Origin of the sequence: Erwinia pyrifoliae DSM 12163, assembly GCF_000026985.1 — a bacterium.
GTDB lineage: Bacteria > Pseudomonadota > Gammaproteobacteria > Enterobacterales > Enterobacteriaceae > Erwinia > Erwinia pyrifoliae.
Window position 1 is genome coordinate 3585079 of sequence record NC_017390.1, and the last position, 15961, is coordinate 3601039.

The window sequence follows — 15961 nt, forward strand, 5'->3', positions numbered from 1 at the left end:
AACCACCCTGGATAACTCACGTCTTTAATCTCCTTATCAATCATGCCTTCCCATGCGCCTGTGATTGTATTGAATTTAGCCGGCTAATCCACCCTGCTCCTTCACTTTGTTGCCGTTTTTAGTCACCGTTTATCGTGGAGCTGGCACAGATAACCAGGCAGCGAGTGGCCAGAGATCCCCGGACAGAGCGCCGAAGCCCCCCTTCAGCACCCCGTTCTTTTCCACTGTTTATGCCAGCCTCAACGGCAACACCCAGTGCGTCCGGCTTCAGCTGTTGCTCACCGTCTTACGACCCACGCCGACCGGCGCGATGGTCAGTGTCTTCCTGCTGAAGTTCACGCTTCAGGTTTCCAGCCAAATCACCCGCAGTTATCAACTTTACCACTCCCGTCAATGATCAGATTGTCGTTCGACGTTATGGCGTCCGGCGTGCGTTTCATAAAACGTTATGGCGTAACCTCCATCCGCATTGGGCGTTAAGGTCAGGTAATTAACCCACCGATCCTTCAGCTGCCCCTTATTGTCCTTCACCCGAACCTGCGCCCGTTTGCCGCTGGCATCGATAGCCAGCAGCGTGCCGTAACGGTTGTATTGCGCTACTGCGTCACCGCGATAGGGGAGCTGCCAGGTTGTCGTTACCCTGCTGAGTTTGTCCGGACTGTCTCCCGTTCCGTTCGATCGCCAGTAGAAGTTGTGGCGATGCCAGTTGAAAGCGCTTTTTTCGGCATCCCGTTTCATCTCCCGCCCTTCGTTCAGGTTGGCCGGACGGCGTGCTTCCACCGTGGCATCCCCGCCCGCTTCGATAAAGCTGGCCCGGTTTTCAATCAGATCGCTGCTGCCGAGGTACAGGCGACCGCCGCTGTATAGCAGCGCGCCATCGCTGTTATTCAGCCGCTCGCCGGTTTCCAGGTGCAGCGCCGCAGTAGCTGCCATCACCGCATCGCGCCCGTGATTGTCAATGATGCGCGCCCGCACGGTGATATCATCGCCCATCACGGTCGCCGGGTTATCCAGCGTGTCGATGTCCAGCACCATACGACCGGCTTCCAGTCGGCCCTGATTGAACAGCCTGCCGGTGGTCAGCTGCAGCGTTTGACCCACCAGCGATCCCTGGTTGGTAAGATGGTGGCTGTTAACGGTCAGGCTGCCCGGCAGCAGCCACTCGGTCAGATTGGTCAGAACGCCTGTCACCGTGAGATTCAGCGCGCCGTTGCTGCTCAGGGTGTCGCCCGTCCGGTGGGTATAATCCTGCTGCACGGTGAGCGTCAGCGCCTGCCGGCTTTGCAATGTGCCGCCCTGATTATCAAGCGTGCGCGTATAAAGGCTTAGCGTCTCGCCACTCTGCACTCTGCCGCCCTGATTCAGCAGTGCCAGGATAGAACCGGTGCGCGCGGCATCAGCATGAATGCGCACTGCGCCATTGGCCTGAATGCGCCCCTGACGGTTATCGAGGGTGGAAAGCACCGCAAGCGTCACCAGGCCGGCGCTTTGCAGGCGGCCGTCACGATTGTCCACGGCGCGCGCGGTCACACCGATATGCAAGGTGCCATGCAGCGTACCACCGTCACGATTGTTAAGCAGGTCGGCCTGAACCTCAAGCCCGGCCTGGCTGCTGAGGGTTCCCTGGCCACTGTTGTCGAGTTGTGCCGTATTCAGCGTCAATGCCCGGGTGGAGATCAGCTGGCCGGCCCGGTTATACACCCGGGCCGCATTGAGCGTCAGCGCATCGCCGCTGTGCACCTTTCCCTGCTGATTATGGAGCGTATCCGTACGATAAACGCCAATGCCTTGGCTTATCAGCGTGCCGCCAGCGTTGTCCAGCTGCGCCACCGTCACGTTTAGCGCATCACCGCTGCTAAAAACCCCCTGGCGGTTACTCACCTGACGCGCGGTAACCTGCTGGCCGCCGTTGCTGCGTATCGAGCCACCAGCATTATCCAGTAACGCCATGATGCGCAGCCCAAGCTGCCGTTGACTGTCCAGGCTTCCACCGGTATTCAGCAGCGAACGCGCGTCAAGCTGTAACCCTGACCCACTCCGGAGCCTGCCCTGGCGATTATCCAGAGACTGCTTTAACGCCACGCGCATCTGTTTCTGGCTGTCGAGCAGGCCGCCCTGCCGGTTATCTAACCCCTGTGCCGCAACGGTGAGCGTGTCGGCGGACAGCAGCTGGCCGCCGACGTTATGCAGAATGCTGCTGGCAGTCCCGTCGGCCGGGCCTTGCAGGGTCAGCGGCCCCTGAGCGCGCATTTTCCCGGCGCGATTGTCGATATCGCACAGGATATGCAAGTCAAGAGCGCCAGCAGACTGCATTACCCCTTTGCCGTTATCCAGTACGGTTGCCGCGAGTGTTGCATCCTGCTGGCTCTGTATGACGCCCTCGTGGTTATTGATGTCGTCACTGACGGCGCGCCAGCTCCCCTGGCTGCCCATCGATCCCCGCGTATTAACCATGTGCCGCGCACGCAGCGTCTGTGACCGTTTGCTGTAGATGCGGCCGCTGCCGTTGTCCAGCGTATCGGTAAATTGCATATCCAGGCTGTCGAGGATGTTCACCGCACCCTGCCCATTATTCAGCCCGGCTGCGCGCACGAGGGTACGCCCATTGCCGGTGAGCGTGCCGCCCTGGTTATCCCATACGCCCGCCAGGTTAAGCGAAAGCGCCTGCTGGCTTAGCACCCATCCCTGCTGCCGGTTGCTGAACCGTCCGCCCAGCAGGGAGAGATTGCCGGCGCTTTGCAGCAAACCCGCATCGTTATCAAACCCGCTGCCCGAACCACCCTGCCAGTTCAGCCCTTGCTGCGCCGTCAATATTCCGCGCTGATTGCTGATATCGCCGGTGCTATTCAGTACCAGTTCGCCGCCTGACTGCAACCTGCCAGCGGCGTTGTTGAGATGGCGGACGCTCACGTTTACCTGGCTGCCGCCCTGCGCGGCTCCGCCACGGTTATCCCAGTCGCCGTCCGTATGTACCACCAGCGCGCCACCAGCCTCAAGCAGGCCTCTGCGGTTATCCAGCGCCTGCTGCACCAGCAAATTCAGCCCCTCCAGGGCAATAACTCTGCCCAACGGGTTATCCAGACGCCCGGCGCTCAGGTTCAGCTTTTCACCGCTGATTGCGCCGTTGCGATTGCGCAGCGTCCCCGCAACTGCAAGCGTTAATTGCTGGCCAGACAACAGCTTGCCCTCTTCGTTGTCAACGTCCTGCGCGGCAAGCGTCATTTCACAGCCACCCTGCACAGTGCCGCCACGGTTATCCATCTGGCCTGTGGTACCGGCATTCATGACCTCCCCGGCGGACAGCAGCCCTTGCGCATTATTCAGCGCCTGAACGGCGTTCAGGCTCAAGCTGTGCAGGCCAATGACCTTGCCCTGGACATTGCCAAGGCGTTGCGTTGCGATCGCAAGCTGCTCACCGCTAATTTCACCGGAGCGGTTTTCCAGCTTCCCGGATGCGTTCAGCGTGAGCTGCTGTCCGGACAGCAGCTTACCGTCGCCGTTGTCGACGTTATGCGCCGTGGTGAACAGCTGCGTATCACTTTCTGCCGTGCCGCCACGGTTGTCCCAGTCACCGTCGGTATAAACAGTCAGTTTCCCGCCAGCATCAACCAGGCCATGCTGGTTATCCAGACCCTCGCGGGCCGTAAGGCTTAGTTCACCATGGCCAATCAGCTGCCCCTGCTCATTATTGATATGCCGGGTGGTCGTCTGCAGGTTTCCGCCGTTGATGGTGCCGGAAGAGTTATCAAGTGCACCGACGGCATGTATCCTCAGCTGTTTCCCCGCCAGCAGGCTCCCCCGGGCGTTGGCGATAGCGCCTCCGGCAGTCAGATGCAGCGCCGACTGGCTTTTTACGTTACCGGATTGGTTATTGAGACTGCCGACGTCAAGCGACAGATCGCCGTTACTGCCCAGCTCGCCGTTGTTGTTGTTTAGCAAGCCGCCGACCCACCAGTGCTGCGCTGTGCCGGCCAGCGCCACCAGCTGCCCGTGCTGATTGATGACAGCCGCTGCACGGAGCGCCAGCTGGCGCGCTGTGATGCTACCGTCGCTATTATCCAGTGTGTGATTCAGGACGAAGCGGCTCTCTGCGCCTCCTGTCTGAGACCAGACGGCCTTCTGGCTAAACAGACTATTGCCGGTAACATCCCACTGGCCGGCGGTGATGTGTGCCTGTTGAGCATCGACATTGCCTGCCGTATTGATGGCAAGCATCCCGCTGTCAACCTTTGTCTGGCGCAGCGCCACGCCGCCAGACTGTGCGCTAAGCGTGGCACGACTGGCCGCAAGCTGACTCTGGCTGATATCAACCCGCCGGCCGTTCAGGTTGATATCCTTGTGGCTCAACAGGCTGCCGCTGGCGCGGATGTCCCCCTCACTGGTCAAGGTTAAATCTGCGGTGCGCATCAGCTGGCTGGTGGCATTACTGCCTGCCAACAGATGCCCGCTGCTGTGAATACCCTGTCCGGCATGCAAAAGCACGTCACCGGCCGCCGCCAGCGTACCGGACTGTTTGAGATCGCCGCTACGGCTGGCAACAGAAAGCGTCCCGCCGCTGTGCAGCTTGCCGTGATGTTCGATATCGTCCCGGGCAGCGAAGCCGATATTGCCGCCCGCCCGGGTTACCGCCTCCCGATCGGCCGCTTGCCAGACAAGTTTTCCTTCGCTGCTGACGCTTAGCGTTTTGTCCGCCTGTAAATGTCCACCCCGATTACGTACCCCCACGCCAGCTTCAGTGCCGATCATACGGATATGGCCGCTGTACATGCCGCCCAACTGGCCCATATCTATTGCCAGCTCTGGAGCCTTGCCGTTCGCGGCATGCGCGGTGACCTGCTTGCCGTCTGCGCTGACGTCGTTACGGCCCGCCGCCACGTTAAGCTCTTTTTTGGCCCAGACCCCGGCATTGACTTTCACCGCACGCGCCAGCACGTCGACATATTCCGTGTCATGGCGCGGGTCGCCGTTAAGCCCACCGCCCTCGATACGCACCACGCCACGCTCGATCCGGTAGCCCGCCAGGCTGCCATCGGCATTTAACTGCGGTTTACCGGTAGTGAGCGTCATGCGCCCGGCATTAATGGTGCCGCAGCCGTTGCACATAATCCCTGCCGGATTGGCGACGATAACCTGCGCACGCCCCCCGGCAACCTCCATAAAACCACGCAGCTGGCTGGGGTTGTTGCTGTTGACCTCGTTGAGAATGACCCGTGCCGGTGCGGAGTGGGAATTCAGGTTGGGATTGCCCTGTATCACCCCGGCCATCTGGGTTGAGGCCATCGTCGCGGAGTTATTAAGAATGGTGCCTTCCAGATCAACATCAAACTGCTGATACTGGTTATGTGAGATGCCGGCCTGATTGGGGGCGGTGATATTGACCTGCAGCAACCCGTTGTGGGTGGCAATCACCTCCGGGCGCTGGCCGGGCCCGGCGGCTCCGTCCGCCACAATGCCGTCGGCCACTGCTGGCTCGTCAAAAAGCGCCACTGCCAGTAGCCACACCCAACGGCGTACCGTCACCCACGGGCGCGGTGCGCCAATATCACCGCGCTGGCCTGGCGGGTTACTGCCGCTGCGCGCCGGTACAAAAAGCGCCCGCCGCTCTCCACGAGTGCGCCTGAGGATAAGGCGATAACCGGGTTTATTCATGGTGTTCTTCCTTGAAACTCACAGTCCGTACCGTTAAAAGCGCCCGTCGCTTAACACACAGGGCGCATCAGATTTCCAGATTAAGGCTAAAGCCGGCGGTGGCGCCGGCGGTATGAAATGACCGTGGTTTGACAAGCGGTACGCCCGCAAACAGGTCATAGCTAAGGCGGCGCCATAGCCTGCCGCGCACCCCCAGCGCACTGCCCACCAACTGTTGACCGGCCAGATAACGGGTGCCGGGATCGGCAACGCGCCCGTAATCGGCGGCGGCGTAAAGCTCATGTCCGCGAGACAGCACATTCCATGCCAGCTCATTGCGCCAGATAACCGCTCTTTCTCCGGATAACATGTGTTCACCGTCAAATCCGCGCACCGTATAACGCCCGGCGATCGCCATTCGATCCGGCGGCGTCAATGCGCTCAGGCTCCACTGCCCGCGCAGGCTGGTGAAATAACGCCATGCCTGCTCGCGGAGGGCGAAAGGCTGATTCAGGCTGATATCACCCAACGCTATACCGGTACGGGCGCTGCCGCTGTGCGTATTCTCTTCCGGCGATCTGAGCGCTCCTGATGCGGCGGTGCCCCGCCGCCAGCTGAGATTGGCATCCAACGTGGCAGATCCGAGATAGCTGCGCTGGCTAAGACCCAGCTCCCAGCCGGCGGTACGACGCCGCTGCTGCTCAATGTCAATATCGTTGACCGTATTGCTGGATTGACGCCGCCAGACGCGCAGGGTGAGCGTGGTTTTGTGCCACTGATTGCGATGCAGCAAGCGGGATAAAGTCAGCTGCAGATTGTCGCTCTTACCCCGGTAGGTCAGCATCTGGTTGGCGCCGGCGATATTCTGGAACCAGTTATAGTGGTTGTAGTTGGCGGAAAAACCCCAGTAGCCGATGGGGAAAAAGTAATTCAGGGTATGAGAACGGCTACCGAACGGGCCGTGACCGAACAGATCCTTACCGATGTTGGCATAGAACAGGTCGTTCTGAGCAAAGGGGGCATCAAGCGCCAGCGTGGTAGCGCCGAGGTAGCGGCCAGTGCTTTTCGATCCGCTGTCGTCCAGCCCCAGACTCAGGCGGGCCGGGCTGACCTGTTGCCAGCTCACGCGCAGATCGCTGGTAGCGTCCTGCTGGCCGGGCACAATTTTGATGTCGGCCGTGGCGCTGGGTACGCGTTTAAAGTTCTCCAGGCCTTGTTCTATCGCCCTCAGGTTGAGAATTTCGCCCGATGATGTCGGAATAGCGTTCCACAACCGGCCACGCCAGGAGACCAACCGCTCGAACCGGATGTCGCCAATGCGACCGGGCTGAATAGTCAGCGTCAGCACACCCGTCGTCAGGTTCTGCTCCCGGGCCATTACCCGGGTGGTGACATAACCTTCGGCCAGAATAGCGTTCTGTACCTTGTTAATCAGCAACAAGATACCCTGCCCGCCCAGGCAATGACCTTTTGCCACATCCGCCGCATTCAGCGCCCACTGAAAACGTGCGTCAGGATCCCCCTCGAAGCGCAGAGTATTGATGGTAAAACAGGGACGTTCATTGCCGGGGTAATCAGGCAAGACGACTTCAGATGGCGCAAGGCGCACATCACTTTCCGCAGAATTTTGCTGTTGCAAAACACGCTCGTGCGTCTGTTGCAGCTGTTGTTGCTGCGCATCAAGGATCTCGCCTTGCCGGATATGACTGCCGGGTACAGGCTCGGCAAGGGTGAAAGAAGATGAAACCAGCAACATGCCGTTCAGGGCGGGCATTTGGGCTACCCGCCGCAAAGAAGATAATAATCCAGCCATTAAATTGAAAATCCGTTTTCAAAATGTAACACAATGTAATTTTAGATTATCATCCATTTCATTAAGTAAAAGCAAGGTAACCAATAATTATTTTTAACAACTTCTTCCGTTGCGAAGTTACCCGGCGTACAGCATTTTTCCCTTTTTTATCCGTGAGTTACAACCGGCTTTTCCTGTTGCACTTGCGGTACGGCAACCTTTTGCCCCGACGCGCCTTTTTTCACTGTTAAAGAGCAGACAACCACGCACCATAGCCAGCGCCGCCGCCCCTGTCATTACCGTTTTGCCACACGGCGCTGAAAAGTCCGCAGCCTGTCTGCGGACGACGAAGCGTCTGCCGGGCGCGGGCTGGCGAGACCCGCAAGCACTGCCCTGCGGCGCTCTGAGGCACGGAAGGTTAAGGGAACAGACGGTTTTGCATGACCGGCACAGGCCGGGGCGGGTAGCGGAAGCTGGCCGGAACGGGAACGAGCAAGGAGGAAGGAGGAACGACNGCGAGCCGTTACGGACAGACGCAGCCGGGCGGGCATAAAGCCCTGCANGCGGAGGCCGTAAGGGCGACAACTGCCTGATGGCAACGCCGTAGCCTGCGCTGCCAGGGAAGGCGGCCACACCCCGCCCTGGAACGCGGGGGCGCAAGACATAAGGTGTATTATGCGAAGACGGGTCGCTCACCAGCGGCGGACCGGGCTTCGCCGCCAGCCGGGACGGCTGCGCATAATCCGCGCACATTATGTTGAACGGACGTCCGGCCGGCAGCTGAAGAACAGAGAACGCCGCCGCCTGACGCCGGCCGGTCGTTTACCCCCGCGCACGCTGAACCTGATGAAGGGCAGATCGCGCCAGGGAAGGCGCGATCTGCCCATGCACATAACCCGGCGAACTTACCGGGGTTGAGCTGCCTTATTCACTGTCCGGCGGCATCACTCCGGCGCTAATATCTCCCCGATATCGCGCGCAGCATGTAACACACGTTCTATCCGGGCTTCCGTATCGCCAGTGCTGAACAGGATAAGATACCGCCCATATGCACAGCTTCTGATCTGCGGGCCCAGCTCGGGTCGCTCCCGGTAAAGCTGCGGTGCTTCGCCAATACGCAGGCATTTTCGATACAGTTCTTCAGTGAAGCTCATTGCCCTCACCGGATTATCCTGCGCGATATAGTCACCGATGGCTTCGATATCCTGCTCCGCCAGCGGCGATATGCTGAGTTTCATTCTGCATTTACGTTGTCTGCCATCTGCCTGTATTTCCCGGACAAGCGGCCGAAAACCTCTTCAGCACTCCGGCCTTTTCCACTGTTTATGCCCGCATCAACTGCGACGCGCAGTGCATCCAGTTTCAGCTGTTGCTCACGTTCTTCCAGCGCCCGCAGACCTGCCCGTACGACCTCGCTGGCATTGTTATAACGGCCACTGTCTATCTGTTCACGGATAAAAATTTCAAAGTGGGAACTCAGGGCGACACTGGTTGGCATGGTGGTTTCTCCACTGGGTTACTATCAGTTAATAACTGTTATTATTTCAGAGTTACCCCATATCATCAACTTCCGTTTTATCCGGCTCCGTCTGCTCCACCGGGTGGGTTGAGGCATGCACCGCCTGCAACGCCCGGATGCTCACCTGCGTATANATCTGCGTGCTCTCCACGCTGCGGTGGCTCAGCATCGCCTGTATCCATCTGGGCCAGATCGGCCTGTTTCTGCTCCGGCGTCAGATTATTGTCCTGTGCATACTGATCCCACGATGCCACCGCCTGAACGTAACTCTGCANGCCGGACGGCAGACTCAGCGCATTATTCTCCACAAATTATCTGCATAAATCATAACGAATTTCTTTTTAGGGAAGCACGGTTGAATCTCGCCAGTTAATCCATCCCGGAGGGTAATGAGTGAGTAGATAACTGAGAGAATCTGTATATAAAGGTGATTAAAAAAGCATATCGCACGCAGATGATCACGCCTTGCCGACAGGGCGCCCGGAACAGCGCTTTTCAGAAGACGGAATGATACGCAAAGCCCGGGGATACGGAAGCCGATCGGTGTTTTCCTGCTATTTAATGATAAAAAAACCCTGCCGGAGCAGGGTTTTAAGCGTTCTCAATTAACTGATACGCATTCGTCAAAACGGAATATCGTCGTCAAAGTCGATTGGCGGTTCGTTATTCGCCGGTGCGCTGTTCTGCTGTGGCTGCTGCTGCTGCTGCGGACGTGACTGCTGTGCGCCGCCGCTGAACTGGTTGCCGCCCTGCGGCTGCTGCGGCTGGCCCCAGCCATTGTTGTTACCACCGCCCTGGCCACCGGCTGGTGCGCCGCCGCCCTGTGCACGACCGCCCAGCATCTGCATGGTACCACCAACGTTGACTACCACTTCGGTGGTGTATTTCTCAACGCCAGCCTGATCGGTCCATTTGCGCGTTTGCAGAGCGCCCTCAATATAAACCTGAGAGCCTTTGCGCAGATACTCACCGGCCACTTCAGCCAGCTTGCCGAACAGTACCACGCGGTGCCATTCGGTTTTCTCTTTGGTTTCGCCAGTCTGCTTGTCACGCCAGCTTTCGGAGGTGGCCAGAGTGATGTTGGCAACGGCGCCGCCATTTGGCATGTAGCGGACTTCCGGATCCTGACCCAGATTTCCGACTAAAATTACTTTGTTTACGCCTCTGCTGGCCATGTCTCTGTCTCCGGTTAATTGTTCTGTCTTGTAGTCTACGCGCAAAATTCTAACATGGCATACCCGCAGATCCTACATTTAGGAGATGCCTCGAAAAACGCGGCTTATCGTCACCCTATAACATCACAGTATAAGGCATTCCTCGTCAAAACACTGGTTATCCATTCAGGTTTTTTTGTGCCATACTAACTCGTTTGTTTCTGGCCGTGCCAGCCAGGCATGGTGAGGTTTGTGCTAATCCGGGAATTGTGAATGGATAACATCGAAGTACGGGGTGCCCGCACCCACAATTTGAAAAACATTAACCTGATCATTCCGCGCGATAAACTGATCGTTGTCACCGGGCTGTCAGGTTCCGGTAAATCCTCGCTGGCGTTTGATACGCTGTACGCGGAAGGACAACGCCGCTACGTTGAGTCGCTATCTGCCTATGCGCGTCAGTTTCTGTCACTGATGGAAAAGCCGGACGTCGACCATATTGAAGGACTGTCACCGGCGATTTCGATTGAGCAGAAATCCACCTCACACAACCCGCGTTCTACCGTCGGTACCATTACCGAAATTCATGATTATCTGCGTTTGCTGTTTGCCCGCGTGGGGGAACCGCGCTGCCCGGATCACGACGTGACGCTGGCGGCGCAAACCGTCAGTCAGATGGTGGATAACGTGCTGTCACAGCCGGAAGGACGCCGCCTGATGCTGTTGGCGCCCATTGTGAAAGACCGCAAGGGCGAGCACAGCAAAACGTTGGAAAACCTCGCCAGCCAGGGGTACATTCGCGCGCGCATCGACGGTGAAGTGTGCGATCTGTCAGATCCTCCAAAGCTGGAATTGCACAAGAAACATACCATTGAAGTAGTGGTCGATCGTTTTAAAGTACGCGACGATCTGACGCAGCGTCTGGCGGAATCGTTTGAAACCGCGCTGGAACTCTCCGGCGGCAGCGCCGTGGTCGCCGATATGGACGACGCCAGCGCCGAAGAACTGCTGTTTTCGGCCAACTTCGCCTGCCCGATCTGCGGCTACAGCATGAGCGAGCTGGAACCGCGCCTGTTCTCCTTCAACAACCCGGCCGGTGCCTGCCCAACCTGTGACGGGCTGGGCGTACAGCAATATTTTGATCCCGACCGCGTGGTGCAAAACCCCGAACTGTCGCTGTCCGGTGGCGCAATCCGTGGCTGGGATCGCCGTAACTTCTACTATTTTCAGATGCTACGCTCGCTGGCGGATTACCTGGAGTTCGATATCGAAGCGCCGTTCAACAGCCTTGACGATCGCACGCGCAAAGTGATTTTGTACGGTTCCGGCAAAGAAAATATCGAATTTAAATACGTAAACGACCGTGGCGATACTTCCGTGCGCCGCCATCCGTTTGAAGGCGTGCTGCATAATATGGAGCGCCGCTACAAAGAGACCGAGTCCTCTGCGGTGCGTGAAGAGCTGGCGAAATACATCAGCAACCGCTCCTGTGCCAGCTGCCACGGCACGCGCCTGCGTCGTGAAGCGCGCCACGTTTTTGTTGAGAACACCACACTTCCCACTATTTCGGATATGAGCATCGGTCATGCGATGGAGTTCTTCCAGAATATGAAGCTCAGCGGCCAGCGCGCTAAGATCGCCGAAAAAGTGCTGAAAGAGATCGGCGACCGCCTGAAATTCCTGGTTAACGTTGGCCTCAACTACCTGTCGATGTCACGCTCTGCGGAGACGCTATCCGGTGGGGAAGCGCAACGTATCCGTCTGGCCAGTCAGATTGGTGCCGGCCTGGTGGGCGTCATGTACGTGCTGGATGAACCTTCTATCGGCTTGCATCAGCGCGACAATGAACGTTTGCTGGAAACCCTTGTCCATCTGCGCAATCTCGGTAATACCGTGATTGTGGTAGAGCATGATGAAGATGCCATTCGCGCCGCTGACCACGTTATTGATATCGGTCCCGGTGCTGGGGTGCATGGCGGACAGGTTGTCGCTGAAGGTACGGTTGACGACATTATGGCGGTCGAAGAGTCCCTGACCGGACAATTCCTCAGCGGCAAACGCGGCATTGCCATTCCTGAACAACGGGTGAAAGGCGATCCGGCCAAGGTATTGAAGCTTACCGGTGCCAGCGGTAACAATCTGAAGGACGCCACCCTGATCCTGCCGGTCGGGCTGTTTACCTGTATTACCGGGGTTTCTGGTTCCGGTAAGTCGACGTTGATTAATGACACCCTGTTCCCGATTGCTCAGCGCCAGCTTAACGGCGCGACTATTGCTGAAGCAGCGCCTTACCGCGCTATCTCCGGTATGGAGCATTTCGATAAGGTCATCGACATCGATCAAAGCCCGATTGGTCGCACGCCGCGCTCCAACCCGGCGACCTATACCGGAATATTTACCCCGGTGCGTGAGCTGTTTGCCGGCGTGCCGGAATCACGCACCCGTGGCTATACGCCTGGGCGTTTCAGCTTCAACGTGCGCGGCGGGCGTTGTGAAGCCTGCCAGGGCGACGGCGTTATTAAAGTTGAGATGCATTTCCTGCCGGATATCTATGTCCCCTGCGATCAGTGTAAGGGCAAGCGCTACAACCGCGAGACGCTGGAAGTGAAGTACAAGGGTAAGAACATTCACGAAGTGCTGGAGATGACCATTGAAGAAGCGCGTGAGTTCTTTGATGCCGTTCCGGCGCTGGCACGTAAGCTGCAAACCCTGATGGATGTCGGCCTGTCTTATATCCGGCTTGGGCAATCGGCAACCACGCTGTCCGGCGGTGAAGCGCAGCGCGTGAAGCTGGCGCGTGAACTGTCAAAACGCGGCACTGGCCAGACGCTGTACATCCTGGATGAACCGACCACTGGCCTGCATTTTGCCGACATCCAGCAGCTTCTGGCTGTCCTGCATCAGCTGCGCGACCAGGGCAACACCATCGTGGTGATTGAGCACAACCTTGATGTGATCAAAACCGCCGACTGGATTGTCGACCTCGGCCCGGAGGGCGGCAGCGGCGGCGGTGAGATTCTGGTATCCGGTACCCCGGAAACCGTTGCGCAGTGCGAGCGTTCACATACCGCCCGCTTCCTTAAGCCACTGCTGGCGCAGTAATATGACCGCTATGGGGTTAACCTCATAGCGGTGTATTTTCCAGAGGCCGGGCAATCCCCGGTTTTTTTCTACAAAGAGTTTTTCCGGCTGTTTATGCCTCTTTTCTTCCCTTTACCACGTATTTTTGCAGGATCAGGCAAGACTTAGCGAGTTTTGGACATACTCTGTTCCTCATTCCCTGACTATGCTTAATCTTTGCCATTTTGCGGAAAAGGTATGCTATTCCCTGCCGGCTCCCGCTATCACGGCCACTGCGCCACATCATCAATAACTGGAGACACCAATGAATATTACGCACGCTTACGCTGCCCGGGATGCAAAATCTCCGCTGGCTCCATTTGATTACCAGCCGCGTGAACTGCGCGAACATGATGTGCTCATTGAAATACTGTACTGCGGCGTCTGTCACTCAGACCTGCATCAGGCGCGTGACGAATGGCACAACACCATTTTCCCGGTGGTACCGGGCCATGAGATTGTGGGCCGTGTCACTGCGGTCGGCGCACATGGCCACAAGTACAAACCAGGTGACCTGGTGGGTGTAGGCTGTCTGGTTGATTCCTGTCGTACCTGTGACAGCTGTAAAGAAGATCTCGAACAGTATTGTGAAGAGGGCTTTGTCGGTACCTATAATGGCCAGGACCGTATCAGTGGCGATACCACTTTCGGTGGCTATGCCACTCAGGTGGTAGTGCATGAAGACTTTGTATTGCGCGTACCGGAAAACCTCGATCCGGCTGGTGCCGCCCCGCTGTTGTGCGCAGGCATCACGACCTTCTCCCCGCTGCACCACTGGGGCGTCGGCCCGGGTAAAAAAGTCGGTATCGTCGGTCTGGGTGGTCTCGGTCATATGGGCGTGAAAATCGCACATGCGATGGGCGCTCATGTCGTACTGTTTACCACATCGGCATCAAAAGTGGAGGACGGCAAACGCCTTGGGGCAGACGAAGTGGTGATCTCTAAAGATGCCGACCAGATGGCACAACACACCAATAGTTTCGACTTCATTCTGAATACCGTTGCCGCTCCGCACGACCTGAACCCGTTTATCACCCTGCTGCGTCGCGATGGCACCATGACGCTGGTTGGAGCGCCTGAACACGACCATCCGTCACCGCAGGTATTTAATCTGATCTTTAAACGCCGCAGCATTGCCGGTTCACTGATCGGCGGAATTAAAGAGACTCAGGAGATGTTAGATTTCTGCGGGAAGCACAACATCACCTCCGATATCGAGATGATTAACATTGAACAGATTAACGATGCTTACGAACGCATGCTGAAAAGCGACGTGAAGTATCGCTTCGTCATCGATATCAATTCACTGCGCGCGTAATTTTTTAACGGCGGCTGAGAAAACCGCAGCACTCTGACCATACGGGAAAAATCAAATCCCGTATGGGCTTATCTCTCTGGCTTAATTTTGCCACAATAGTCAGTGCCCCGGCGTGATGAATTATTATATTGCCTGCCGAACGGCAACATATTCCAACTCACCACGCCTCTTCTTGTAAACCTGCCAGATACCACATCACCAACCATGCATTACGGTTGGCCTATAGGTTTTTTTATTCATCATTAACCTCTCCCAGATACATTCGGCTCCACGCCTTAATTTTGCCACACTTTAGCTGCAGTATAACCGGCCGATCTGCATCCGGTCAGGCCAGAATGATACCATATCGCTATTGCGAGCCTTTCCGATATGACATTGCTAAAGATGTGGTTCAGCCAGACTGAATTAACGGGAAAAATGGTATTATCAGCATGACTCACCGCCAACATCAACCCAGTCATTAATAGCGTGCTATAGCCAAATAGCAGAGATGTAANTCAACATAGCAGGACGTTGAAAACTTAATTATCAACAATATCCGAATTATACCTCGAACGTGCCGATTTACCCTTACCAGTCGACANAATTCAAAAAAAANAATAAAGCTCCTGACTTACGTTCACTNAAAAAAATATATTAAAGTCGCTAACTAAAATTAAACCCATGATAAAGAATGGCTGTGGTTTTATCGATTCCTTTAATTCACCAAGTCTGTTAATTGTAACAAATTACTTCATAATTTGTTTTTCCGTTTGAGGGAGTGTTGAAATTTAACAGAGGCATGCATCCCGGGTGAATCGCAACTTAACCATGAATCACAAGGAGTTTTTTTATNACTCACGAAAAAAGGCACATTTATCTCGATTAGTAGACATTATATTGATTTATAAAAGCTATTAATAAGGGGGTTTGATCGTTTTGACCAGGTTTATATTTTATGTACAATTGCGCTGGTGAGTACTCAGGCCGCCTGCCTGCAATATTGACTGACGGGTTAAACATGTATTTAACGCGGGNAAACCCCAGCCAGCACCAATGGCGAATTTATTTTTTTGCTGCCGTGAAAATATAACCCCTCGCCATACCATCCATTAAATAAAAATAACAGCACTGCCAGCAAATGGAGTTATGTGATGAACGGANACGCTTTTTTCGGGGTCGGGGATGACCTCTTTTTCACAACAAATGCCCCGGAAGGAAATAATATCCCTGCCACACTCATTCGTGCTCTCTCAGATAAAATGGCAAGACGCCTCGTTATCTGCCGCTGCTTTTATTCATGCACTGATATCAATGTTAACTTCCTTTTATCGCCCGGATAACACCGCTGGCGTTAACTTACCCGGCCGACAATTTATTCCTTTTCGCCTGTCCGGGAGGCCGGGAAGCCCCTGTATCACTTCTGCATACAGCCNTATCCAGGAGATCAC

Annotated in this window: 7 protein-coding genes and 1 pseudogene; 2 read left to right on the plus strand and 6 right to left on the minus strand. The window is 56.3% G+C overall.

From position 1 onward, the window contains the following. Positions 1-390: 390 nt before the first annotated feature. The 6 genes and pseudogenes from EPYR_RS16360 to ssb1 form a co-directional block, all read right to left on the minus strand. Positions 391-5649, minus strand: a complete 5259-nt coding sequence (locus tag EPYR_RS16360; RefSeq protein ID WP_014539578.1) for a two-partner secretion domain-containing protein — start codon at positions 5647-5649, stop codon at positions 391-393. Positions 5650-5716: 67 nt separating this feature from the next. Then, the gene (locus tag EPYR_RS16365; protein WP_014539579.1) at positions 5717-7402 is read right to left on the minus strand and encodes a ShlB/FhaC/HecB family hemolysin secretion/activation protein; all 1686 of its coding nucleotides are present in this window, start codon (positions 7400-7402) and stop codon (positions 5717-5719) included. A 962-nt stretch (positions 7403-8364) separates the two neighbouring features. Next, positions 8365-8658, minus strand: a complete 294-nt coding sequence (locus EPYR_RS16370) for a type II toxin-antitoxin system RelE/ParE family toxin (RefSeq protein WP_014539581.1) — start codon at positions 8656-8658, stop codon at positions 8365-8367. Further along, positions 8655-8918, minus strand: coding sequence for a type II toxin-antitoxin system ParD family antitoxin (locus EPYR_RS16375; protein ID WP_014539582.1), 264 nt, complete (start codon positions 8916-8918; stop codon positions 8655-8657). The genes EPYR_RS16370 and EPYR_RS16375 overlap by 4 nt, the downstream gene beginning before the upstream one ends. A gap of 52 nt (positions 8919-8970) precedes the next feature. Further along, positions 8971-9123 (minus strand): annotated as a pseudogene (locus tag EPYR_RS20065) (site-specific tyrosine recombinase XerC); the annotation flags it as partial. Between the two features lie 439 nt (positions 9124-9562). After that, positions 9563-10114: a single-stranded DNA-binding protein SSB1 gene (ssb1, locus tag EPYR_RS16380; RefSeq protein WP_014539584.1), complete on the minus strand. Its 552-nt coding sequence runs from the start codon at positions 10112-10114 to the stop codon at positions 9563-9565. Positions 10115-10366: 252 nt separating this feature from the next. Between ssb1 and uvrA the strand changes: the two genes are divergently transcribed. Together uvrA and EPYR_RS16390 are read left to right on the plus strand one after the other, a co-directional pair. Next, positions 10367-13195 (plus strand): excinuclease ABC subunit UvrA, encoded by a 2829-nt coding sequence (gene uvrA, locus EPYR_RS16385; RefSeq protein ID WP_014539585.1) that lies wholly within the window; start codon positions 10367-10369, stop codon positions 13193-13195. 283 nt (positions 13196-13478) lie between these two features. Next, a complete protein-coding gene (locus EPYR_RS16390) occupies positions 13479-14531 on the plus strand; it encodes an NAD(P)-dependent alcohol dehydrogenase (RefSeq protein WP_014539587.1) in 1053 nt (350 codons plus the stop codon). Positions 14532-15961 lie beyond the last annotated feature (1430 nt).

Coding starts and splice junctions, on each gene's coding strand:
- EPYR_RS16360 (WP_014539578.1), bottom strand. CDS start 5,649: ATGAATAAACCCGGTTATCGCCTTATCCTCAGGCGCACTCGTGGAGAG.
- EPYR_RS16370 (WP_014539581.1), bottom strand. CDS start 8,658: ATGAAACTCAGCATATCGCCGCTGGCGGAGCAGGATATCGAAGCCATC.
- uvrA (WP_014539585.1), top strand. CDS start 10,367: ATGGATAACATCGAAGTACGGGGTGCCCGCACCCACAATTTGAAAAAC.
- EPYR_RS16365 (WP_014539579.1), bottom strand. CDS start 7,402: ATGCCCGCCCTGAACGGCATGTTGCTGGTTTCATCTTCTTTCACCCTT.
- ssb1 (WP_014539584.1), bottom strand. CDS start 10,114: ATGGCCAGCAGAGGCGTAAACAAAGTAATTTTAGTCGGAAATCTGGGT.
- EPYR_RS16390 (WP_014539587.1), top strand. CDS start 13,479: ATGAATATTACGCACGCTTACGCTGCCCGGGATGCAAAATCTCCGCTG.
- EPYR_RS16375 (WP_014539582.1), bottom strand. CDS start 8,918: ATGCCAACCAGTGTCGCCCTGAGTTCCCACTTTGAAATTTTTATCCGT.